Consider the following 22,452-nt stretch of genomic DNA (forward strand, 5'->3'; position numbering starts at 1 on the left):
TCCAGGCGCCGCCGCCCTACGTGTTCTACCCGCAGTGTAAGCCAGTCTTGCCCGCCACGTCGCTCGTCCGATCTCGCGGTGCGGCCGGACCCGGTCCCGCGCGGCCCGGCACGAACGGCGGCGCGTCTTCCGGTCCTCACCCTCCACGGCAGAGCCGTGGCCGATAGTCTCGCGGCATGTCGGAGCACTCAGCGAACCCCTCAACGGCGACCGCCGCAACCGGTCGCTCCCGCGCGGTCAAAGCAGTCATCCCGGCCGCCGGACTGGCCACCCGGTTCCTGCCGGCCACGAAGGCGGTGCCCAAGGAGCTGCTCCCGGTGGTCGACCGGCCGGTGCTGCAGTACATCGTCGAGGAGGCCACCCAGGCCGGCATCGGCGACGTCCTGCTGATCACCGGGCGGGGCAAGACGTCGATGGTGGACCACTTCGACCGCCGCCCCGACCTGGAGGCCCGGCTGGAGGAGAAGGGCGACGCCGAGCGGCTGGCCGCCGTACGCCGCCCCAGCGAACTGGCCGAGATCTACACCTGCCGCCAGCCCGAGCAGCTCGGCCTCGGCCACGCCGTCGGGTACGCCGAGTCGCACGTCGGCGACCAACCCTTCGCGGTGCTGCTGGGCGACGAGTTCGTGAAGCAGTCCGAGCCGCTGCTGCCGGCCATGTTGGAGCTCCAGGCGCGCACCGGCGGCGTCGTGCTGGCCTTCTTCGAGGTCGACCCCTCCGAGACCAAGCGCTACGGCATCGCATCGGTCGAGCCGGCGGAGGCGGAGCTGACCGACATCGGCGAGGTCGTCCGGGTCACCGGCATGGTGGAGAAGCCGAAGCCGGAGGACGCCCCGAGCAACCTCGCGGTGCTGGGCCGCTACGTGCTGCCCGCCAGCATCTTCGACGCGATCCGGCGCACGAAGCCGGGCAGCGGCGGGGAGATCCAGTTGACCGACGCGATGGAGCTGCTGCGCAACGAGGGCACGCCGGTGCACGCCATCGTCTACCGGGGCACCCGCTACGACACCGGCATGCCGCTGGGCTACCTCCAGACCGTGGTGCAGATCGCCGCCGAGCGCGACGACCTCGGCGGCGAGTTCCGCAAGTGGCTGGCCGAGTTCGTCAACTCCGACGTGTCGGGCGTGACTGGTACATGACAGCGTCGGCCGACGCCGAGGCGGCCGCGAACGAGTTGACGCCGCTCGCCGACTACCTGGGCAGCGTGCTGCGCAGGTTACGCGCGCTGCCTCCGCTCGACCTCGACCTCACCCAGGCGCACGGCAACGTCCTCGCCGAGGACGTCGTCGCGCCGCACTCCTTCCCGGCCTTCGACCAGGCGGCCGTGGACGGGTACGCGGCCCGCTGGGAGGACATCTCCGGAGGCGGCCGGGGCGTGGGCTACGTCCCGACCCAGTCCGGCGGGCCGGGCGGGCGCAACGTCCGGCTCAACGTCGTCGGCGACCTCGGCGCGGCGAGCTGGCGCCCGGTGCGGCTCACCCCCGGCGCGTGCTTCTCCGTCGCCGCCGGGGCGCCGCTGCCGCTCGCCGCGGACGTGGTGGTCCCCGTCGAGTGGACCGACCAGGGCATGGCCGCGGTGGAGATCTTCCGCGTCCCCAAGCGCGGCTACGGGGTGCGCCGGGCCGGCGAGGAGCTGCCCGCCGGGACCCTGCTGGCCCGGGCCGGCACCTACGTCTCCCCGGCGCTGGTCGCGGTGTTCGCCGCCACCGGCATCGGGCACGTGGTGGTCCGGCCCAGCCCCCGGGTGGTCATCGTGGCCACCGGCGACGAACTGGTCGACGTGGGGCGGGGCAGCCAGCCCGGCCAGACGGTCGACGCCAACTCGCACGCGCTCACCGCGGCGGCGGCCGAGGTGGGCGCCTTGGCGTACCGGGTGGGCATCTGCGACGACGACCCGGAGGGGCTGCGCGGGCTGCTGGAGGACCAGACGCTGCGCGCCGACCTGATCATCACCACGGGGGGCACCGGCACCGGGCCGGGCGACATGGTGCGGCGGATCCTCTCCCGCCGGGAGGGCGCCCGGGCCGGGCCGGTCGCGTTCACCGAGGTGGCGCTCTATCCCGGCACCTCCCTCGGCTTCGGCACGGTCGGCGCCGAGGAGGTGCCGGTGGTGTGCCTGCCCGGCGACACGGGCGCCGCCCTGATCGGCTTCGAGGTGCTGGCCCGCCCGGCGATAAACCTGCTGGCCGGGGCGGAACCGGTGTTCCGGCCCAGCGTCCGCGCGCACCTGCTGGAGACGATCTCGTCCCCGGTCGGGCTGCGCGAGTTCCGCCCCGCGCACGTCGCCGAGCGGCGCGGCGGCGGCTACACGGTCCAGCCGCTCAACGGCGGGCCGTACACCCTCTCCGGGCTGGCCGAGGCGAACGGCCTGCTGGTGCTCGGCGAGCGGGTGACCACGGCGGCGGCCGGGTCCACCGTGGACGTCCTCCTGCTGGACCGGCGCCGGTGAGCGTGGCCTCCCGGGCGCGGCGGGACGGACGGTGCGGTGCGGGCCGGGAGTGCGCTTGCGGTGACGCGGCCGTGAGCGGAAGCTGACGCGGTGAATCTGTTCGGTGGTGGGCGGGCACCGGGGTGGCCGGCGGTGCTGACCGACGGCCCGGTGGTGCTGCGGCCCTACCGGCGGGCGGACGCCGCCGCCTGGTCGGAGGTGCGCCGCGCCAACCGGGAGTGGCTCGCGCCGTGGGAGTCGTCCCTGCCGGGAAGCTGGCACGAGCTGAACTCGCCGGCCGCGTTCCGCTGGGTGCACCGCGACCAGCGCCGGTCGGCGCGCAGCGGCGAGGGGATGCCGTTCGCGGTCTGCCTGCGCGAGGACGGCCGGGAACGGCTGGTCGGCCACCTCAACGTGGGCAGCATCGTCCGGCGGGCGTTCTGCTCCGGGTACGTCGGCTACTGGGTCGACTCCCGGGTGGCCGGTCGCGGCATCATCCCGACCGCGTTGGCGCTCGCCGTCGACCACGCCTTCGGCCCGGGCGGGCTGCACCGGGTCGAGGTGAACATCCGCCCCGAGAACCGGCCGTCCCGCCGGGTGGTGGAGAAGCTGGGCTTCCGCGAGGAGTCGTACCACGTGCGCTACATGCACATCGACGGTGCGTGGCGGGACCACATCGGATACGCGATGACCAGTGAGGAGGTCGCCGCCGAGGGCGGCCTGCTGGGCCGCTGGCACCGGATCCGCGCCAGCGCGGGGTGAGCCGTCCCACGGACGGGATCGGCGCGGCGCGTCACCATCCGCGTCGGCGGCCCGTAACCTCAAGTGACTGCAAGCTGTGGCAAGCGCTGCTCCACCCGTACGATCCACGCACCCGACCACGCTCGGTGGAAGATCCTGCGGTCGGGCGGCGGTTGCTCCGAATTCGGTGACGGGAGGGGTGAGGGTGCCGACCTCGGTGCTCCTCGCCGTCCTCGCCGCCGCCGGCCTGCTCGCCCTCGCGCCGGCGCTGGTCCGCCGGTACGACGCCACCGAGCGGCTGGTGGCGGAGCGGGCGCAGTCGACGGCGCGGGTGCTCCAGCGCCGCCGGCGGCGCCGTACTGTCCCGGGGCGGCGGCCGGTCCACCCGCCCCGATCCCTCGTCGTCACACTGGCCGAGAGCAAGGACGCGGGGGGTCTCGCGGCCCCGGTCTCCGCACCGCCCGCCGCCCGCCGGTCGAGCCGGCTGCGCGCCGTGCCGCCCGCCGGGAAGAAGAAGACCCGCCGCCGGCCGCCGCCCCGCCGGCAGCACACCCCCGCCGTCTACCGCCGGCGCCGGGTGCTCGCCGCGCTGCTGCTGCTCAACTTCGTCGAGCTGATCGGCGTGATCGTGGTCGGCCCCGGCTTCTGGATCAGCTTCGGGGTCACCGCCACCCTGCTGGTCGCGTACGTCGTACACCTGCGGGCGCGGGCGGTGGCGGATCGCCGGCGGCGGCGGGCGCAGGCCCGGGAGGCGGCCTGGCTGGCCGCCCGGCAGGCCGAGGTGCGGCGGGAGCAGGCCCGTCGGGCGGCGGCCCGCCGGGAGGCCCAGCGCCGCCTGGCGGCCCAGCGCGAGGTGGTACGCCGCGCGGCGATGGGCCTGGACCGGCCGGCCGACCTGCCCGCGGCGGCCAACGGCGGCTCCGTGTCCTACCGGCGTACGGGCGGCCTGCGGGGCCGCCCGTACCAGTCCGGCCGCGGCACCCACTCGGCCTGAATGTCCGTTTCCGGCGCGGCCCGGATGTCCGCATCCGGCGTTGCCGCTCCCTTCCGCCGTGGTCGGTTCTCGCCAAGATCCCGCCGCGCCGGGGGTGGATTCGCGGTGGGGGCGGTCGACCTGTTAGCCTTGTCGCCGGCCCGCCCGGTGAAAGCCGGGTGGGACCGACGCCGGTTCGCCGGCGGAGGGGCTGTGGCGCAGACCGGTAGCGCACCTCGTTCGCATCGAGGGGGTCAGGGGTTCAAATCCCCTCAGCTCCACCCAGTTCAAAGGCCGTTTCCCAGTGTGGGGGACGGCCTTTTTCGATCTTTGCCGAGCCCGCGTACGGTAGCAGCGGGCCTGATCTGCACCTTTTGCCGATGATGCCCGAATATGGGAGGGAGCGGACATGTCGGTCTACGACGTCATCGTCGTGGGGCTCGGTGGGATGGGCAGCAGCGCCGCCTACCATCTGGCCGCGCGGGGGCAGCGCGTGCTCGGTCTGGAGAGGTTCGGGCGGGCGCACGACCAAGGGTCCAGCCACGGCGGCTCGCGCATCATCCGGCAGTCGTACTTCGAGGACCCGGCCTACGTACCGCTCCTGCTCCGGGCGTACGAGCTGTGGGAAAAGCTGGAACACGACGCCGGGCGGGAGATCATCTCGCTCACCGGCGGGGTGTTCGTCGGCCGACCGGAGAGCCTCGCGTTCGCCGGCAGCCTGCGCGCGTCGCGCGAGTGGGACCTGCCGCACGAGATCCTCGACGCGGGTGAGCTGCGCCGCCGCTTCCCGACGTTCAGCCCCCGGGACGACGAGCTGGCGCTCTTCGAGGCCAAGGCCGGCTTCGTGCGCCCCGAGGCGACCGTCACCGCTCACCTCGACCTCGCCGCCCGGCACGGTGCCGACCTGCGCTACGGCGAGCCGGTGGCGCGCTGGCAGGCGCTGCCCGAGGGCGGCGTACGCGTGACGACCGAGAAGGGTTCCTACACCGCCGGCCGGCTCGTCGTCTGCCCGGGTGCCTGGGCGCCCGAACTCCTCGCCGACCTCGGTGTGCCGTTGACGGTCGAGCGGCAGATCATGTACTGGTTCCAGCCGGAGACCGGGGTCGGCCCCTTCGAGCCCGGGCGGCATCCCATCTACATCCACGAGGACGCCGCCGGCACGCAGGTGTACGGCTTCCCGGCCATCGACGGGCCCGACGGCGGCGCCAAGGTGGCCTTCTTCCGTGGCGGTGCGGTCTGCACGCCGGACACCATCGACCGGCAGGTGCACCCGGAGGAGGTGCAGGACATGCGGCAACATCTCGCCGGGGTCCTGCCGACCCTTCCGGGCCGGTTCCTGCGGGCCGCGACGTGCATGTACACCAACACGCCGGACCAGCACTTCGTGATCGCGACGCACCCGCGGCACCCGCAGGTCACCGTCGCGTGCGGGTTCTCCGGGCACGGCTTCAAGTTCGTCCCGGTGGTCGGGGAGATCCTCGCCGACCTGGCGACGAGCGGCGCGACCGCACACCCCATCGGGCACTTCGACCCGCGACGCGACTTCTCCGGATAGCCCCCGACATGGAGCACCGCCCCCGGCGCGTGGCCGGGGGCGTGGCGACGTGCCGGGTCAGGTGGTGAAGTTGTCCCGCGCGTCCCGAGCGTCCTCCTGAACGTGCTCGCCGGGCTGGTTGCCCCGTATCTCGTCCCGCTTCGCCACCCGTTCCGCCTGTGCCCGCTCGCCCTGTGCCATGTCGCCCATCCGCGCCCTGGCGGCGCCGGCGACCCGCTCGACCTTGTCCTTCGCCCTCTCCAAGCTCATGTCGCCTCCCTGTCGCTTCGGCGGACCAGGGTGCTGTCCGCGTCTCCCGACCCGCGTCCCCGCCCGCCCCTCGGTGGAAACCCCGATCAGCGGCTGGGGCCGGCCACCGAGGCGGTTGAGCGTCTTCTGAGTGTCTTCGGCTGGAACGGGCCTTTTCCGACGCCGGTGCCGCCGTGGACGGCTCCGCGTTCGTGCAGGTCGGCGCGCGAATCCTTGCCCGGTTGGAACCAGGGGCGGTCAGGGGACGGCGGCCGGTCGGTGCGCCGTGTGATGGTCCATGTCGTCCGGTGAACCCGCCGAATCCCACGTGTCCCGCTCGCTGTCATCGGGCGAGCAGGACACGTGGGAGGGCGTCGTCGGTCAGGCGTAGTAGTTGACGCTGACCGGCCAGGTGCCGGTCCACGGCGTCCAGCCCTGGAGCGTGGCGGGGATGCCCACGCGGGTGCTGCAGTTGATGACCTGGAAGTGCAGGTGCGGCGCGGTGGACGCGCCGGTGCTGCCCGACCAGCCGATGACCCGGCCCTGCGGGACCCAGGTGCCGGCGTTGTAGATCGCCCGGTTCAGGTGCGCGTAGTGGGTGCACTGGCCGTTCGAGTGCCGGATGATCACCTCGATGCCGTTCTGCCAGTACGGCGACCAGTTCGACATGATGATGGTGCCCGCCTGGGAGGCGGAGACCTCGTAGTTCGCCGGCAGCCCGAAGTCCCAGGCGTACTCGTTGTACGCGCCGACGTGCGAGTACGTGCCCTCCGGCCCCTGGGTGACCCGGTAGGACTCGCCGGCCGGGTACGGCAGCTCGTAGTAGTAGTTCGCGGCCGAGGCCGGGGTGGCCCCGACGACCACGGCCCCGGCGACCAGCAGCATCGCGCTCACGGTCGCGCCGATCCGGCGCAGGACCGTCTTCCCTCTGTTCACTGTGGATCCCTCTTCGGTGTGCCAGCAGAGATTCAGCACCGTCATCGTCGACCGCGCCGGTGGGAACTGAACAGCACGCCGGGGGGCGGTTCAACGAACCGGGTCGACGACAGGGGTGGGAGCAGGGGTCGCCGCGACTGCGGGTGACGAAGGCGAGGCATCCCGTCGAGATGAACCCGGCGTCCCGACGGCCGGCGCGCGTGCGGGCGGTCACTACGCTGCCGCCCGTGGATCGATTGATGAGCGTTTTCCTGTTCGCCGGCTGCGGGGCGTTCGCCGTCCTCCTCGGGGTCGGGCTCACCGCGCTGGTCGTGACGACCCACCGTCAGGAGCGGGAACGGCGGGACCGGTGGCGGCAGTGGGCCGCCCGGTACGGCTGGACGTACGCCGAGAGACCGCAGGTCGCCTGGACCGACCGGGTGCCGGGCCGCAGCCGCCGGGGCGTGCGGTTCGCGCTGGCCGGGATGCTGCACGGTCGCCCGGTGGGGGTGGCCGAGTACGCGTACACGGAGACGCAGACCTCGACCGGCGCGGACGGCAACCAGACGACCACCTCGCAGACCCACACGTACGTCGTCTGTTCGGTGTGGCTGCGGCGGCAGTTCCCGCCGCTGGCGGTCGCGCCGCGCCACGTGTTCTCGAAGCTGGGCCGCGCGCTGTTCGGCAGCGACAGCTACGCCACCGGGCACGAGGAGTTCGACCGGCAGTGGCGGGTGGGCGCGGCGGCCCCGGGTCAGCAGGCCCTGGTCGGGCCGACCCTGATCGGCGCGCACCTGGCGGGGGCGGTGCCGGCCTGGAGCGTGCGCGGCGCGGAGCTGATCACCTACCGGCGCGGCCGGCTGGCCGACCCGGCCCTGGTGCCGTCCCTGGTGACTCCGCTGATCACGGTCGCCGACCTGCTGGAGCAGGGCCGCTGACCGCGCACCGGCACGCCGGCGGCGAACGGCCCGGGACAGCGCGGGAGGCCGGCCCCCGAGGGGACCGGCCTCCCGTCAGCGGGTGCGGACTACGGCTTCCAGGAGCCGGCGCTCTCGAACCTGTGCTTGTACTCCAGCGCGCCGTTCTTGTCGCGGACGTCGAACACCACGGTGCCCGTACGCTTGCTGCCCTCGCGCAGGTTGTTGCCGGAGCTCAGCGTGTCGCCGCAGCCGGAGAGCGCGCTGGCCAGGCCGTTGGTCGTGGTGCCGTCCGAGGCCACCCACTCGAAGTAGAACGGGTTGATCGAGCCCTTGCCCTTGGTCACCGTGGCGGTGACGTGGGCGATCAGGTACATGCCCTTGTCGGGGTCCGGAGCGTACTCCCGGCAGCCCTTGGTGGAGGTGGTGAACCGGGTGACCGTGACCTCGAGGGTCCCCTCGTCGTCGGAGAGGACCAGCGTGTCGCCCGGCTTCATGTTGTAGGTCTCGTCGTCCTTGCCCGGTGCGGCGCTGGTGGCGGGGGCCCCGCCCGGCGCGGCGTTGGTGGTCGCCGGGGTGGGCAGGGCCTTCTCCAGGTCGTCCTTCGCCTTGTCGGCGCCGGCGACGACCGCCGCGATGCCGCCGACGCAGCAGAGCAGGGTCAGCACGACCGCCACGATCGCGATGATCAGGACGGTCTTCTTCTTGTTGTTCGGCGGCGCGACCGGCTGCGGCGGGCCGAGCGGGTAGCCGGGCGCGCCGGACGTCACCTGCGGGTACGGCGTGCCGGAGATCGGCGGCTGCGGCATCCCGGACGTCGGCTGGTGCGGTGGGCCCCACGGCTCGGCCGGCATCCCGGACACCGGCGGCTGCGGCGCGCCGGAGACGGGTGGCTGCGCCCACGGCTCGCCGGGCACGCCCGACACCGGCGGCTGCGGCGCGCCGGAGACCGGCGGCTGGGGTGCGGCCCACGGGTCGTTGGCCGGCTGCTGCGGCACGGGCGGGAGCGGGGCCCACGGGTCGCCCGCGGGCTGGGGGCCGCCGGAGACCGGCGGCTGGGGCGGGTAACCGCCCTGGTTGGCGGGGAACTGCGGCATCGGTGCCGGCGGGTACGGCTGTGGCTGCTGCTCCGGGCTCGGCTGGTAGGGATCCTGCGGCCCGTATGGGGGCTGGGGGTGACTCACCGTACTCCTAGGCACCTGACGACGACGGCAAACGCGGCTGACGCTACCGTGCGCGGACAACGGAACATCCTCGCGTCTCCGGCGGCCCGGCGTCGTCCCCTGAACGGGTCCTGTGCCGGGTCGAAGGGCCATGGCCCCGGTGGCGGGTCAGCGGGGCAGCAGCACGGCGGCGGTGCGCACCAGGGCGTCGTCGACGCTGAACCGGCCGGTGACCAGGGTCGGCGGGTCGGCCACCGGGGCGGCGTCGATCCGGGCCGGCGTGATGCGGGCGGTGAACGTGCCGGCGTCCGGGTCGAGTTCCACCAGGGCGTCGTGGAAGTCCAGCCAGGTGCCGACGACCGGATGCCACACCTTGTAGATCGTCTCCTTGGCGCTGAACACCACCGCCGGCCAGGAGGTCCCCGCCGGCAGGCGGGCGAACCGGTCCTCCTCCTCGGGCAGGCAGATCAGCCGGCGTACGCCCGAGTTGAGCTCCTTGTGCCGCTCGGCGTCGATGCCGACCGACCGGACCTCGGCGGCGCGGGCCGCGACGGCCGCGCAGTAGTCCCGGGTGTGGGTGATGGCGCCGACCACGCCCGCCGGCCAGACCGGCGACCGGTCGGCCGCCGCCGGCACCGGGGCCGGGGGCACGCCGAGCGCCGCCATCGCGCGGCGGGCGCACACCCGCCCGGCGGTGAAGTCGCGGCGGCGGCTCTCCACCGCCCGCTCGCTGAGGCACGCCCGCTCGGCCGGCAGCAACTCGCCCGTCCAGTCCGCCGGCCCGGCCACCGCCACCGCCACCGACGGCGGCAGCAGGTCACGCATCACCGCTCCCCGAGAGGTACGCCCGCACGCGCGCCCGCTCGGCGTCGAGCCCGCCGGCCGGCACCGGCGGCGACTCCGGCCACAGGTCCACCACCGGCTCGCCGTCGCGGGCCTCCCAGGTGCCCACCACCCGCCCCCGGTGCACCACCACCGGCGAGATCCAGCCGGCGGCCCGGCTGACGGAGGCGCGTCGGTCGGCCGGGAGGATCGTGGTGTCCTTCGTGCCCGGCCCGAGCACCCACTGGTCGAAGGCGGGCAGCAGGCGTACGGCGTCGTCGGGGCGGGCGGCGGCGATCTCGTCCACGTCGACCGCCCGGGCGTACGCCGGCCGCTCGTCGACGGTCACCGGCACCAGTTCGCCCGCGTCGACGAGCCGGGCGAACCAGCCGCGCAGCGCGGCCCGCTTCGAGCCGCCCCGGCTCAGCCACTGGTCGAAGGTCTCCGCGCTCGCCGGCCCGTACGCGCCCAGCCAGGCCGGCACCACCCGGGACGCGGCCTCCTCGGGGTCGGGCAGGCCGGGCCAGTCGGGCAGCAGCGTCTCCGGCCGGGTGAAGGTGACCCGGTTGCCCTCGGTCGGCCCCTGCACCAGCAGGCCCTGCCAGGCCAGCGGCTTGAGCACGGCCCCCCACCCGGAGTCGAGGTGTGCGGCGACCGTCCGGTCGCCGGTGCGTTCCACGATCTCGGCGGTGAGCTGCTCCCGGGTCAGCGTCCGGCCGTCCAGCGCGGCGGCGGCCGACTCGGCGATCGCCGCGAGCCGGTCCACGGTCACGAAGGTGCGCTGCCACGAGCCCTTCTCCCAGAACCGGCCGGCGGCCAGCAGGGACAGGCAGGCGGGCGCGTCCTCGACGCGCAGCACGTGCAGGGTGCCGCGCATCGCCCAGGTGCGCAGCAGCCGACGCCCCGCGAGCGCGGCCGCCACCGCCCCGGGCCGGGGATCGGCCTGCCGGGCGGCGACGGCCTGCTCGGCGGCGGAGGCGACCTGCGCCTGCACGCCGACGAGCCGGCCGACCACGTCGACGGGGTCCACGCCCGTCGGTCGGTGCAGCAGGTGCCGGCCGGTCCGCCAGGCCAGCACCTGGTCCACGGTCAGCGTCGCGATGGCCATGGTTGGTGAACGTACCGCAACCGCGTAACGCCGTAGCGTCCCGTGGCGCTGAATGGGGCGTCGCAGGGGGACGGCTCCCATCCATTGTCGACTCTGGTCCGCCCGGGGGCGGGCCGCCACGTGAACCGGAGAGGAATGCGATGACCGGTGGTGTGGAAGGCTCACCGTCCCCCGTGGACGATCACGCGCCGGTGACGCCGGGCTGGACCTGCGGCACCTGCGGCGCCGACTGGCCGTGCACCACCAAGCGTGCCCGGTTGCTGGAGGAGTACCGGGTCGACCGCGCCATGCTCAGCGTCTACCTGGGCTCCTGCCTCGCGGCCGCCGCCCAGGACCTGGCGCCGGCGCCCGGGACCACCCTCCAGGACCGGTTCATGGGTTGGCTCCCCCGGCAGCACCGGCGCGAGTGACGGCGCCGGGCCGATCAGCTCCCACCGGACGCCGGGGCCCACCCGTCCACCGTGCTCCGCACCAGGTCATGGCCCAGGTCGAGGCGGATGCCGTCCGGGTTGGTCAGCTCGGCGTCGGCGTACCACGACCGGTCGGCTTCGGGGTGCGGTCCCACGAGTCCGACCCGCCCGGCGCCGAAGGCGGTGACGACGGCGGCGGGTGCGCCGGTGTCGTAGGTGGCGAGCACCATGCCCGGCGCCCCGGGTCGCAGCTCTAGCGTCGGCCCGTCCTGGAAGAACATGTGCCGGGTCCTGCCGCGCCACCGGACGGGGATCACCGCGTCGTCGGCGCTGTCGACGCTCGCCCCGGCCGTCCTGATGTACTGGTCGACCTTCCCGTCGAGCAGCCCGAAGCCCGGCCGGGCGGCGGCGAGGTACGCCCCCAGGCAGAAACCGAGGTAGTGGCCGCCGTCGCGGACGAAGCCACGGACGTCCTCGGCGTGGTCACGCAGCCTGCGCCAGGCCGGGCCGACGTTGCCGCCGCCGGGTTGGGCGTAGACCGCCGCTTCGGTCAGCGTGCTCCGCGAGACCTGCCGCTGCTCGCCCGGGCCGCAGTATTCGGTGCGGAACCCGCCCGGTGCGCTGCGCAGAAGGGCGGCCACGGCCTCGGCGCAGCCGGAACAGGCGGCCGGCCCCCGGTAGACCAGTGCCAGCGGCCGGTCGCCGTTCCCGATGACCGCCGACACGCCGGCCCACCCGAGGGCGGCCAGGGTGCCGGCGGCGCCGGCACCGACGACGAGGCGTCGCCGGCTGATCCGCCCGGTCTCTTCCCGCAGCAGGCCCGAGCTGGTCCGTCCCATGTCGCACCCCTGCCGTTCAGCCGCGCCGCCAGGCGGTCGCGTGCCGGTCGGCGGAAGGCGGCGCCGGCCGTGCGTACATTGACATGCCGCCCCGACCCCGCGATGCTCGGCCTGGCCGGGTGACCAGTCGACCCGCGCCGCGCGAGAACAGCGTCACGAGCCCTTCCAGCGGGCCACGGCCCGCGGTTGCCCACCACGCCGTCGCGATCAGCGCGATGGCCACGACCTGCGCGACGTATCCGGCCATGGGCTCGAGGGTGTCGAGGTCGGAATTGATGAACACGATGTGCCCGGTGTAGAGCGTCAGTGTCATGCTGCCGGCCGCGGCGAGGGGAACCAGCAGCACGGAGGTCGCCCGCCGTGCGACGTGGCCGAGGAGCAGCATGGCGGCGAGCACGGCGATCGCGCTCCCGATCGTGCCGAGCAGATCGAGCGGGGTGCTGGTGTGCGGCGCGTCGACCGCGAGCCACCACCACGTCGAGGTGGGCGTGCTGCCGTCCCCGCCGAGCGCGAGGAGCCCGCTCGTCTCGGCCACGGTCAACCCGCTCTTCGGCTGCGTCAACCAGATCTGCTGCAGGCCCTCGTACCGGTTCAGCAGGACCCACGACACCACCGGCGCCGCCGAGGCGAGCGCGACCCCGGTGTAGAGCAGGCCGAGGATCACCGACATCCGGGTGAGGGTCAACCGCCCCACCACCAGCCCGGCGCAGAGGTACGCCAGCCACGTCACCGCAGGGAATTCCCCCGTCATCGACAGCTCGGTGAGCAGCGCGCCGGGAGCGTCGACGAGATGCGCGAACCCCGGGTTGTCGTAGGTCGGCTCCGGCAGCTGCGGCAGCAGGAGCTGGCGGAGCACGGGACTGCCGGCGGCCACGGCCAGGCCGGTGAACGCCACCAACCAGGTCGGCAGGAACACCAGCGGGATGGCCAGCACGAACATCACCGCGTAGTACGGCAGGATCACCGACGCCAGGGACGCGTCGGCGTAGCCCAGTGCCAAGCCGATCGCGCCGATGGCCAGGGCCCGGACGACGAGCGCCGCCACCGGACCCGCGCCGGCGGTCAGGCGGACCCGCCGTCGACCGGTCATGAACGCGATGCCGACCCCGGCCAGCACCGCGAACAGGGCGGCCGCCCGACCGCCGAAGACGGTGAACGACCAGGTCGGTCGACCCAGGGCGTCGGACTGGTACAACGAATGCACGGCGATCATCCCGAACAGCGCGACGCCACGCGCGGCGTCCACGCCGAGCAGTCGGGAGCGCCCGGACGTCGCGGGCGGAGCGTCGGCGGCCCGGTCCAGGGCGGCGCGGCTGAGGTAAACGGTCTGTGTCATGGCCTCATCACGGTGTCGATCAGGTCGCAGCCGAGATCCGTGCCGAGCCGGTCGGCGATCGGCAACCCGGCGTCGACGTACCAGTCGTCGGTGGCTTCGGGGTGGGGGCCGACGACTGCGACCCGGCCCGCGCCGAAGGGGGCGACCATCGCGGCGACGGTGCCGTTCGGGTAGGTCGCGAGGACGTCGGCTTCGGCCTCCGGGCGCAGCCAGAAGTACGGGCCGTCCTGGAAGAAGAGCGTCCGCCGCCGGCCGCGCCAGGAGACCTGGACGACGGTGTTCCGCTCCGAGTCGACCGTGGCGGCGGACGAGGCGATGTACTGGTCGGTGTCGCCGGGCAGGAGGCCGAAGCCGGGCGTGGCCCCCGCGAGGTAGCCGCCGAGGCAGAAGCCGAGGTACCTCCCGCCGGAGTGGACGAACTGCCTGATCTCGTCGCGGTGGCGCTTCAGGTGGCGGTAGCCGCGTTCGAGGGTGCCGCCACCGGGCTGGGCGTAGAGCGTCGCCCCGGCCAGTGCCCGCCGGGTCAGCGGCAGGTCGTCCGCGTCCGGCCCGACGTACCGGACGTCGAAGCCCCAACGGCTGGACTTGAGCAGCGCCGCCACCGCCTCCGGGCAGCCGGGCAGCGTCGCCGGCCCCCGGTACACCAGTGCCACCGGCGGCTCCGGCGACCCGGGCAGCGGCGAGCGGGCCGCCAGGCCACGGCCGGCGAGCGCCCGCCCGCCGGCGGCGAGCAGCCGACCGACGTTCCCCATCGCCATCACGGCCTCGTCGGCAGCGGGTTGTCGAGGGTCAGCGCGGTGCAGCGGACCCCGCCTCCGCCCTTGGCGAGCTCGGTCGTGTCGAGTTCGACGACCCGCAGGCCGCGCTCACGCAGCGCGGTCGCCAGGCGCGGCGCCCCCCTGGTCATGGTCACGGTGGTGCCGTCACTGATCAGGTTGAGCGCGAAGCGCGTCGCCTCCTCGACGCAGACCTCGATCAGGTCCATGCCGAGGCCGCGCAGCCGATGGCGGCTCGGCTCGTCGAGGGCCTCCGGGCAGTAGGCGAGCGTTCGCCCCGGCTCGACGACCCCGACCGCCAGGTCGAGGTCGTACCACTGCTGGCTCACCGTTCGCAGCGGCACGATCTCGTAGCCCAGCTCCCCCGCTAGCACGGCGTGCATCCGCCGGTCGGTCCGCTGGCCGTAGCCGGCGAGCAGCAGGTCGCCGCAGGCCAGGGCGTCGCCCTGCCCGCTGAACGGGTACGGCGCCTCCAGGACCTCGAAGTCGTGGTCGATCAGCCACTCCTGGAAGTACGGCAGCTCCGCCTTGCGCTCCGGTGGTGGTGCTCCCAGCACGGCCCGACGGCCCCGTACCAGGGCGGCGTTGGCGGTGAAGACCATGTCCGGGCACTCCGGCGCCGACGTCACGTACTCGATGCGGCGCCCCGCCGCCCGGTGCGCGGCGACGATGCGCTCGTGTTCGAGGATCGCCACCGCGTGGTCGGGCTGGATCTCGGTGTGCATGTACGGGTTGATCTCGTAGTCGACGCGGAAGTGGGCCGCGTCGGAAACCAGCAGTGCCTTGTTCATCGAGCGTTCTTCCCTTTCGGTGGATGGATGGTGGACGGGATCGGTTGCGGCGCGGTGCGAGCCGCGGCCGTACCGCGCGGCATCAGGCCGCCCGTTGGTCGGTGGTGTCGTGGGTGAGCACGCCCTGGGCGGGGATCCCGCGCCATCGGGTCCCGGAAACCAGGTGTTCGCCCTTCATCAGCAGCGAGAGCGAGCCCAACATGACGTCGTCGCCGACGACCGCGTCGTAGAGCACGATGGCGCGGGTGCCGATCGTGGCGCCGGCGCCGACCGTGACGACGGACATCTTCATCACCCGGTCCTCGAACAGGTGGGTCTGCAGCGACACCTCGGTGCCCACGGTCGCGTCGTCGCCGATCTCGACGAGGTCGAACTCGGTGAGGTACGTCGTGCCGATCCAGGTGCGTCTGCCGACACGGACCCCGAACCAGCGCAGCAGCGGCGGCAGGAACGGCGTGCCGACCAGGAGCCCGATGCCGGCGGGGACCGCCGCGGCCTCGTAGAGGCCGGTGACGAACTCGGTGCGCCGGACGAAGCCGCTCCACAGCGGTTCCACCCGGGGTCGGTAGGTGCCGACGACGTTGCGCTTGGTCGCCGCGCAGAAGGCGATCACGGCGACGCTCGACGTCATCGCGACGAAGGGCGACACCAGCGCCGGCACGAGCAGGTCCCGACCGTTGGCGAGTTGGGACAGCGCCAGGAGGTAGAGGTAGAAGCTGGCGCCGAGCACCGATGCGGGCAGGGTCGCGCGGAAGAACTCGACGAACAGCCGGCGGGCCACCACGGGGCGCGGCGGGCGGTACGTCACCTCCTCGGAGAAGGATCCGCTGCTCTGGCGCGCCGGCAGGTGCATCGCCGGTGAACCCAGCCAGGATGTGCCCTCCGGGACGCCGTCGTCGGGCGGGAGCGTGCCGACGCCGATCAGGGACCCCTCGCCCAGCACCGTGCCGGCCGGTACGAACGCGGCGTTGCCGACGAAGGCTCGGTCACCGACCGTGGTGGGCAGGAACGCCATCCGGCCGTTGGCGAACGTCGCGGCGCCGAGGCTGGCCATGTCGGCGACGAAGCTCTCCGATCCCAGGGCGAGCAGGTCCGGGTCCAGGTGCGCGGCGGTGGAGACCTCGGCGCCGCGGCCGACCCGGGCACCGAGCAGGCGCAGCCAGGGCCCGGTGTAGAGGGTCGCGTAGAGCGAGTTGGTGAACATGAGGCTGGACTCGAGCAGCTTGTCGGCGATCCACTTGCGCACGCCGAGCATCGAGTGGACGCGGTGGTGAATGCCGACCGGCGCCCGCGGCAGCACGAGCCGCTTGCCGGCGGCGACCAACGCGCAGACGGTGAGCACGTAGACGATCCCGGCCGGTAGGGTCGCGACCAGGCCGGCGAGCAGACCACGGGTCAGCAGCACCCACCACACCAGCGCCACGCTGGGCAGGATCATCGCGATCGCCATGAGTTCCAGCCCGACCAGGCCGAGCAGCGCGGCGGCGATGTGGTGCACGCGCCAGCCACGCCGCAGGCGGCGGTAGCTGAGCAGCGATTCCGCGGTGGGAGACAGCCGGGGGGTCGGTGCCGGCGGCGAGCCCGCCCAACGCTCCCCGGGCGGCACCGTCTCGCCGTGGACGAGGACGGACTGTTCGCCGAGGCCGGCGTCCGCCCCGACCGAGGCGCCGGGCTCGAGGACCGCGTTCGCGCCGACGAAGGCGTCCGCCCCGATCGTGACCGGCCCGACGACGACCCAGCCGTCCTCCGCCCGCCACGGCCGCAGCGAGACTCCGTAGCCGACCGAGGCGCCCCGCCCGACGGAGATCAGGGTCGGCAGGCTGATCGCGCTGGTCGCGATCGTGGTCCGGCGGCCGATCCGGGCACCGAGCAGCCGCAGGTAGGTCGCCATCAGCGGAGAACCGCTGAGCACGGGCAACGGCCCGACCGCCAGCAGCGTGTTCAACGCCCAGAGCCGGACGTAGGTGGGGCCCCACAGGCGGTACCGGCCGGGCCGGATGCCCGCGGCCAACGGCCGGGCCAGCAGCACCGGCAGCAGCCACCGCACGCCGAGGTAGCTGAGCAGGATCGCGACCATCAGCTCCACGAGGACGCGGACGGACACGAAACCGTCGTTGCGGGTGTAGACGTAGGAGACGGGGAGCGTGACCGCCAGCAGCAGCAGGTAGATCACCGCCGCCTGGCCGGACCCGGCCAGCGCGATCCGCCGGCTGCTGTGCCGCACCGGGGCGGGGCGGGGCGGAGCGCTGGGCGCGACGGTCCGATCGGCGGCGCCGAGATGAGCCGCCATGCCCCGTACGGTCGGGTGGGCGTACAGGTCGCGGACCGCCGGGCTCACGCCGACCTTGCGGGCGCGCAGCAGCGACACCACCCGCGCCGCGAGCAGCGAGTGCCCCCCGAGGTCGGCGAAGAAGTCCGCCTCGACCGAGAGCGCCTCGGACTCGATGCCGAACGCCTCCGCCCACGCCGCGCGTACCTGCTCCTCCAGTTCGCCCTCGGCGGCCACGACGGGGCCGGTGGCGAGGGTGAGCCGGCGGTTCGGCGGGGGCAGCCGTTTCCGGTCGACCTTGCCGCTGGGCATGGTCGGCAGCGCGGTGACGACGTCCAGGAAGGAGGGCACCATGTAACCGGGCAGCCGGGTCTGCAGGGTCTGGCACAGCCGGGCGACCAGTTCCTCGCGCCCGCTCTCGTCGCTGTCGTGCGCGACGAGGTAGGCGGCCAGCTCGTGGGGGGCGTCCGGGGCGTCGGCGACCGGGACCAGCGCCGCCACGGCCTCGGCCACCCCCGGGTCCTCCAGCAGCACGCTCTCGATCTCACCGAGGTCCACCCGATGGCCACGGATCTTGACCTCGGAGTCCGCCCGGCCCAGGTACTCGATCTCGCCGTCCTCGGTGATCCGACCGAGGTCCCCGGTGCGGTACAGCCGACCGTCGGGCGGTGCCAGGGCGTGCGCGATGAACCGGTCGGCGGTCAGGTCCGGGCGCCCCACGTACCCGCGCGCCACCCCGGGGCCGCCGATGCAGATCTCACCCACCTCGCCGTCGGCGACCGGCTGCCGCTGCTCGTCGAGCAGCACCACGGAGTAGGTCGGCAGGGGCCGCCCGATGGTGACCGGTCGCCCGGGGAGCAGCTCGCCCCAGGTCGCGGTGACCGTGGCCTCGGTCGGCCCGTAGGTGTTGAGGATCCGCCGGCCGGGCCGGCTCCACCGTTCGACCAGCTGCCCCGGGCAGGCCTCCCCGCCGACGAGCAGGTTGCGGATCCGGGGCAGGTCGCGCGGAACGGTGGCCAGCAGGGTGGGCACGCAGTAGAGGACGGTGATGCGTGCCTCGTCCAGGAAGTCCGCCAGCTCCGCGCCGAGGCGGCGCGAGTCGTTCGGGCCGGCCACCAGGGTGGCGCCGACCGCCCACGTCGGCCAGATCTCCTCGATCGCGAAGTCGAACGCGATCGTCATGCCCTGGTAGACGCGGTCCGTCGGGCGCACGTCGTACACGCCGGGCACGACGTCGAGGAAGTTGCAGATGCTCGACTGCGCGACGTCGACGCCCTTGGGTCGACCGCTCGACCCGGAGGTGTAGATCACGTAGGCACCGGGGTCCTGGCTGCCGTCGCCGCCGAGTTCCGGCCGGTCGCCGGGCGCGGCGGCGAGTTCGGCGGCGCACTCGTCGACGACGAGGACCGGCCGGTCGCCCACCCGGTCGGCGAGCGCCGAGGACGTCAACACCAGGTCGACGGCGGAATCCTCGGCGATGTAGGCGACCCGGTCGGCCGGGGACTCGGGGTCGATCGGCACGAACGCCGCGCCGGCCTTCCCCACGCCCAGCAACGCCACGTACGTCTCGACGGAGCGCCGCAGCAGGATGGCCACCCGCGAGCCGTCGCCGACACCGAGCGCGCGCAGGTGGTGGGCCAACCGGTTGGCGCGCTCGTCCAACTCGCGGTAGGTCAACCGCGCATCGCCGCACTCGAGCGCGATGGCCGACGGGTTCCGGTCGCACGCGGACTCGAACACGTGGTGCAGGCGCCGCGTGCGCGTGACGCCGCCCTCGTCCCACGGCCCCCGCACGGCATCGACGACCAGCGAGCCGACCGCGACGCGCGCCTCCGCGTCCGGAAGACGCTCCGGCGCCGGGGGAGACGTGGGCGTACCGGTGAGACCTACCTGTTCCACGGAACCGCGAACCTCCTGCGTCGATTACGGGCGAGCAACCGGTGCCGTGCGGCGGACGCCTGTGCAAACCCCGTCATTCACCGGAGCGGTGGCGGGGATGTCCGACAGGGGCCACCCGCAGGGCAGGTGCGTATGGACAGCGAGATCGCCGTGAAGCCCGTGAGGCGTCACGGAAGTGGCGAATCGTTGGGACGGGTGTCGGCTGGACCGCCGACCGCCGGCGGGATCAGCCGGCGCTTGCGCCTGCTACCGGCCGGGGCTGATCGGTCGCGCGCCGATGGGGCGGGCGTCGACGTCCCGGGGGACGCGGGTCGGGAGCGCCGGTCCCGACCGGACAGTGGCCGCGACGGCCGAGAGGTGCGTCAGGGGGCCTGCCGCGGCGGGGACGCGGCTGCGGCGCGCCGGTCGATGTCGCCGCCCGGTGGCGTCGACGAGGGCCGGGGCGGCGACGGAGCGGGCGGCGGGGACGGAAAGTCCCTTGAGGACGGCGGGCGACCCACCGTCGTGAATGTAGACGACCACTCGGACGAGAGTAGGGAGGCAATTGGAGCTATATGTCGGGTTATGCGGTGTTGCGTGACGTGCGGTCTCCAGAAGGTGAACATCCGGATGAACGGCCTGTCCGGCGATGCCGATGACGATCGGCGCAGACGGTCGAATATGGAATGACCGGGCATGAACCACACGCCGGCCAAGGGGGCGGTCGACCGGGAAGTCCGGTCGGCTGCCGGCCTGCGGTCGCCGCCGATCCGCACCGTTTGCGCAGGATGACGGACCGTAAGATGCCGGATGACTGCAGTGGGTGCTCTCCGGGTACGCCCTGACGTTCGGGCTGGTGCTGGTTCCCGCCGGGCGCTTCGGCGACGCGCGCGGCCGGCGCACCGCGTTCGTCTTCGGGATCGCCCTGTTCACGCTCGCCAGCGCCCTCGCCGGGCTGGCCGCCTCCCCCGCGTGGCTGGTCGGTGCCCGACTGCTCCAGGGCGCCGCCGCCGGGCTGGTCAACCCGCAGGTCACCGGCCTGATCCAGGAGCTGTTCCGGGGGCCCGAGCGGGGCCGCCCGTTCGGCCTGCTCGGCGCCACCATCGGCATCTCCACCGCCGTCGGCCCGCTGCTCGGCGGCCTGCTGATCGCCATCGGCGGCGAGGAGCACGGCTGGCGCTGGGTGTTCTTCGTCAACGTGCCCGTCGGGATCGTGGCGGTGGTCCTCGGGTGGCGGCTGCTCCCCGGCCGCCGGGCGGGCCCCGCGGACCACCGGCGGCTGGACCCCGCCGGAGTGCTGCTGCTCGGGCTCGGCGTGCTGCTGGTGCTGCTGCCGCTGGTACAGCAGCAGCAGTGGCAGGGCCGCACGAAGTGGCTGCTGGTGCCGGCCGGGCTGCTCGCCCTGGCCGGTTTCGGGGCCTGGGAACGGTGGTACGCCCGGCGCCGGGATCCGCTGTTCGACCTGCGCCTGTTCCGCTTCCGGTCGTACGCCCTCGGATCACTGATCGCGCTGGTCTACTTCGGCGGGTTCACCGCGATCTTCTTCGTCTTCACGCTCTACCTCCAGAACGGCCTCGGCTACAGCGCGCTGGTCGCCGGCGTGGCCATCACCCCGTTCGCGCTGGGCTCGGCCGCGGCGTCCGCCCTCGGCGGCCGGATCGTCAACCGCTTCGGCCGGCCGCTGGTCGCGGTCGGGCTGCTCACCGTGGTCGTCGGGCTCGTCGCGGTGGTCGGCGTGCTCGCCCTGGCGCCCGCCGGCGCCGTGGTGCCGTGGCTGACCGCGGCGCCGCTGTTGGTGGCCGGGCTGGGCAGCGGCCTGGTGATCGCCCCGAACCAGACCCTCACCCTGTCCCAGGTGCCGGTGCCCCAGGCGGGCAGCGGCGCGGGCATGCTGCAGACCGGCCAACGCATCGGCTCCGCCGCCGGCATCGCCGCCGTCGGCTCGGTCTTCTTCTCGTCGCTGGCCGGCAGCGACGGCGACTACGCCCTCGCCTTCCGGCATTCCCTCCTGCTGGCCGCCGCGGTCATCGCGCTGGCGCTGGTCGCCGCCCTGGTGGACGTCGCCCTCGGCCACCGCCGCTGACCGCCGCACCCGCACGCGACCGCCCCGGCCCCGGACCCGGTGCGTGCCCGCCCGCTCGTGACGCGAAAATGCCGCTGGCCGGCACCCCGTGCGGGGTACCGGCCAGCGGCGTCATGCACTGTGTGTCAGCTGTTCCAGTGTTCGGCGACGAGGTCGGCGGCCTGCTGCTCCCACTGGGCGTAGTGGTCCGGGTACGCCGACACCTGCACCGTCTGCGCGGCATCGGTCAGCGGCATGTCCTGCCACCCGTCGACCTGCTTCAGACCCTTCAGGAACGCCATCGTCGAGTACTCCGGGTCGGTGATCTGATCCACCGTGCCCCACCCGCTGGACGGGCGCTGCTGGAACAGGCCCTGCGAGTCGTGGTCGTTGCGGTCACCCAGATGACCCAGGTTCTCCAGCTTCGACTCCTGCAGCGCCGTCGCGATCGACACCACCGCGGCCCGCTCGTCCATCCCGGCCTTCTTCGTCGCCGCGATGATCGCCTTCACGTTACCCACCTGCTCGTCCGACAGGTCGATCCGCGACTGCGCGCCCTGCACACCGTGCGGGATCAGCTTCGACTTGTCCACGGCCGGCTTGTCCGCCGCCACGGCCACAGCGGTGACCGGCGTCGCCGCCACGGGAGTGGTGTCGGCGTGGTTCAGCGGACCAGCGGCCAGACCACCGGCAACAGCCAGACCAGCAATACCCAGAACGCTCTTACGCATGATCGTGTTCATCAGATGCTCCATTCGGGGGTTGGCACCACACACCGCCGAGGGGGGTCGGCGAAGGGGTGCAAGCACCGTCCGGCGCTCAACAAACTCGGGGGATCCGGCGCGTGCCGCGCCAGGAAGAATCAGAACCGGCCATCCAGAGACCGGCAGTGGCCCGTGTCGCGCGGGGCGAGGGGGTCGCCCTTCACGGGCCGGGACCATGTGTAACGACCGGCCGCCCACCATCATTCCGGGGACCCACACCCCGCCACCCGGAGGCGGCGCGGCCTTGCTCGGCCGTACGCATGGTGTAACGACCCCGGCCCGGCCACGATTCCGCGCCCACGATGCCCCCGGTCACACCCGAAACCGGACCCACGGGACACCGCCACCCGGACCGTCGCCTCCCGACGGGCCTCCGAGCCCATTTGCCGGATAACGGACAGCCAGGCACGGACGGCACGCGACCACCGACGGGGTGTGGCCCGCCGTGCCCGGCGCAGGGATCAAGCCTGACCGCCC

18 protein-coding genes, 1 tRNA gene and 1 pseudogene are annotated in these 22,452 nt (G+C 73.7%); 9 read left to right on the plus strand and 11 right to left on the minus strand.

Going from position 1 to position 22,452, the window contains the following annotated elements; all coding sequences use genetic code 11:
* The first annotated feature begins 176 nt into the window (after positions 1-176).
* From AB0L34_RS23430 to solA, 6 genes are all read left to right on the plus strand, one after another.
* On the plus strand, positions 177-1,139 hold the full coding sequence (locus tag AB0L34_RS23430; protein ID WP_350701440.1) for a UTP--glucose-1-phosphate uridylyltransferase: 963 nt from the start codon (positions 177-179) through the stop codon (positions 1,137-1,139).
* Positions 1,136-2,449, plus strand: a complete 1,314-nt coding sequence (gene glp, locus AB0L34_RS23435) for a gephyrin-like molybdotransferase Glp (RefSeq protein ID WP_357457203.1) — start codon at positions 1,136-1,138, stop codon at positions 2,447-2,449. Before AB0L34_RS23430 ends, glp begins: the two co-directional genes overlap by 4 nt.
* Before the next feature lie 90 nt (positions 2,450-2,539).
* Positions 2,540-3,190: a GNAT family protein gene (locus AB0L34_RS23440; protein WP_363706562.1), complete on the plus strand. Its 651-nt coding sequence runs from the start codon at positions 2,540-2,542 to the stop codon at positions 3,188-3,190.
* 178 nt (positions 3,191-3,368) lie between these two features.
* The gene (locus tag AB0L34_RS23445) at positions 3,369-4,163 is read left to right on the plus strand and encodes a hypothetical protein (protein ID WP_357457207.1); all 795 of its coding nucleotides are present in this window, start codon (positions 3,369-3,371) and stop codon (positions 4,161-4,163) included.
* A gap of 186 nt (positions 4,164-4,349) precedes the next feature.
* Positions 4,350-4,423, plus strand: a tRNA-Ala gene (locus AB0L34_RS23450).
* A gap of 128 nt (positions 4,424-4,551) precedes the next feature.
* On the plus strand, positions 4,552-5,697 hold the full coding sequence (solA, locus tag AB0L34_RS23455; RefSeq protein ID WP_363706564.1) for an N-methyl-L-tryptophan oxidase: 1,146 nt from the start codon (positions 4,552-4,554) through the stop codon (positions 5,695-5,697).
* 57 nt (positions 5,698-5,754) lie between these two features.
* Here solA and AB0L34_RS23460 read toward each other — a convergent pair whose 3' ends face one another.
* Together AB0L34_RS23460 and AB0L34_RS23465 are read right to left on the minus strand one after the other, a co-directional pair.
* On the minus strand, positions 5,755-5,946 hold the full coding sequence (locus tag AB0L34_RS23460; protein ID WP_350701431.1) for a general stress protein CsbD: 192 nt from the start codon (positions 5,944-5,946) through the stop codon (positions 5,755-5,757).
* 360 nt (positions 5,947-6,306) lie between these two features.
* Positions 6,307-6,861 carry a M23 family metallopeptidase gene (locus AB0L34_RS23465; protein WP_350701427.1) on the minus strand — a complete coding sequence of 185 codons (555 nt, stop codon included), beginning with the start codon at positions 6,859-6,861 and terminating at the stop codon, positions 6,307-6,309.
* Positions 6,862-7,100: 239 nt separating this feature from the next.
* Between AB0L34_RS23465 and AB0L34_RS23470 the strand changes: the two genes are divergently transcribed.
* Positions 7,101-7,778 (plus strand): hypothetical protein, encoded by a 678-nt coding sequence (locus AB0L34_RS23470; RefSeq protein ID WP_357457216.1) that lies wholly within the window; start codon positions 7,101-7,103, stop codon positions 7,776-7,778.
* 89 nt (positions 7,779-7,867) lie between these two features.
* Here AB0L34_RS23470 and AB0L34_RS23475 read toward each other — a convergent pair whose 3' ends face one another.
* The 3 genes from AB0L34_RS23475 to AB0L34_RS23485 form a co-directional block, all read right to left on the minus strand.
* The gene (locus tag AB0L34_RS23475; RefSeq protein ID WP_363706567.1) at positions 7,868-8,941 is read right to left on the minus strand and encodes a DUF4352 domain-containing protein; all 1,074 of its coding nucleotides are present in this window, start codon (positions 8,939-8,941) and stop codon (positions 7,868-7,870) included.
* Between the two features lie 147 nt (positions 8,942-9,088).
* Positions 9,089-9,745, minus strand: coding sequence for a 4'-phosphopantetheinyl transferase superfamily protein (locus tag AB0L34_RS23480; RefSeq protein ID WP_363706569.1), 657 nt, complete (start codon positions 9,743-9,745; stop codon positions 9,089-9,091).
* Positions 9,738-10,850 carry a crosslink repair DNA glycosylase YcaQ family protein gene (locus AB0L34_RS23485; RefSeq protein ID WP_363706571.1) on the minus strand — a complete coding sequence of 371 codons (1,113 nt, stop codon included), beginning with the start codon at positions 10,848-10,850 and terminating at the stop codon, positions 9,738-9,740. Before AB0L34_RS23485 ends, AB0L34_RS23480 begins: the two co-directional genes overlap by 8 nt.
* Positions 10,851-11,023: 173 nt before the next feature.
* On the opposite strand from AB0L34_RS23485, the gene AB0L34_RS23490 reads away from it, so the two are divergent.
* Positions 11,024-11,260 (plus strand): hypothetical protein, encoded by a 237-nt coding sequence (locus AB0L34_RS23490; RefSeq protein ID WP_363706573.1) that lies wholly within the window; start codon positions 11,024-11,026, stop codon positions 11,258-11,260.
* Between the two features lie 14 nt (positions 11,261-11,274).
* On the opposite strand, the gene AB0L34_RS23495 is transcribed toward AB0L34_RS23490, so the two are convergent.
* The 5 genes from AB0L34_RS23495 to AB0L34_RS23515 all read right to left on the minus strand — a co-directional run bounded on the left by AB0L34_RS23495 (position 11,275) and on the right by AB0L34_RS23515 (position 19,170).
* A complete protein-coding gene (locus AB0L34_RS23495; protein ID WP_363706575.1) occupies positions 11,275-12,099 on the minus strand; it encodes a BPL-N domain-containing protein in 825 nt (274 codons plus the stop codon).
* Positions 12,100-12,115: 16 nt separating this feature from the next.
* Entirely contained in the window at positions 12,116-13,435 is a 1,320-nt protein-coding gene (locus AB0L34_RS23500; RefSeq protein WP_363706577.1) for a heparan-alpha-glucosaminide N-acetyltransferase domain-containing protein, read from the minus strand.
* Positions 13,432-14,193, minus strand: a complete 762-nt coding sequence (locus AB0L34_RS23505) for a BPL-N domain-containing protein (protein ID WP_363706578.1) — start codon at positions 14,191-14,193, stop codon at positions 13,432-13,434. The genes AB0L34_RS23500 and AB0L34_RS23505 overlap by 4 nt, the downstream gene beginning before the upstream one ends.
* The gene (locus AB0L34_RS23510; protein ID WP_363706580.1) at positions 14,193-15,002 is read right to left on the minus strand and encodes an arginine deiminase-related protein; all 810 of its coding nucleotides are present in this window, start codon (positions 15,000-15,002) and stop codon (positions 14,193-14,195) included. Before AB0L34_RS23510 ends, AB0L34_RS23505 begins: the two co-directional genes overlap by 1 nt.
* 82 nt (positions 15,003-15,084) lie before the next feature.
* Positions 15,085-19,170, minus strand: a complete 4,086-nt coding sequence (locus AB0L34_RS23515) for a Pls/PosA family non-ribosomal peptide synthetase (protein WP_363706582.1) — start codon at positions 19,168-19,170, stop codon at positions 15,085-15,087.
* 793 nt (positions 19,171-19,963) lie between these two features.
* Between AB0L34_RS23515 and AB0L34_RS23520 the strand changes: the two are divergent.
* Positions 19,964-21,232, plus strand: a pseudogene (locus AB0L34_RS23520) (MFS transporter); the annotation flags it as partial.
* Positions 21,233-21,357: 125 nt separating this feature from the next.
* Here AB0L34_RS23520 and AB0L34_RS23525 read toward each other — a convergent pair.
* Entirely contained in the window at positions 21,358-21,954 is a 597-nt protein-coding gene (locus AB0L34_RS23525; RefSeq protein WP_363706584.1) for a hypothetical protein, read from the minus strand.
* Between the last annotated feature and the right edge of the window lie 498 nt (positions 21,955-22,452).

The organism is Micromonospora sp. NPDC052213, from assembly GCF_040679695.1.
GTDB lineage: Bacteria > Actinomycetota > Actinomycetes > Mycobacteriales > Micromonosporaceae > Micromonospora.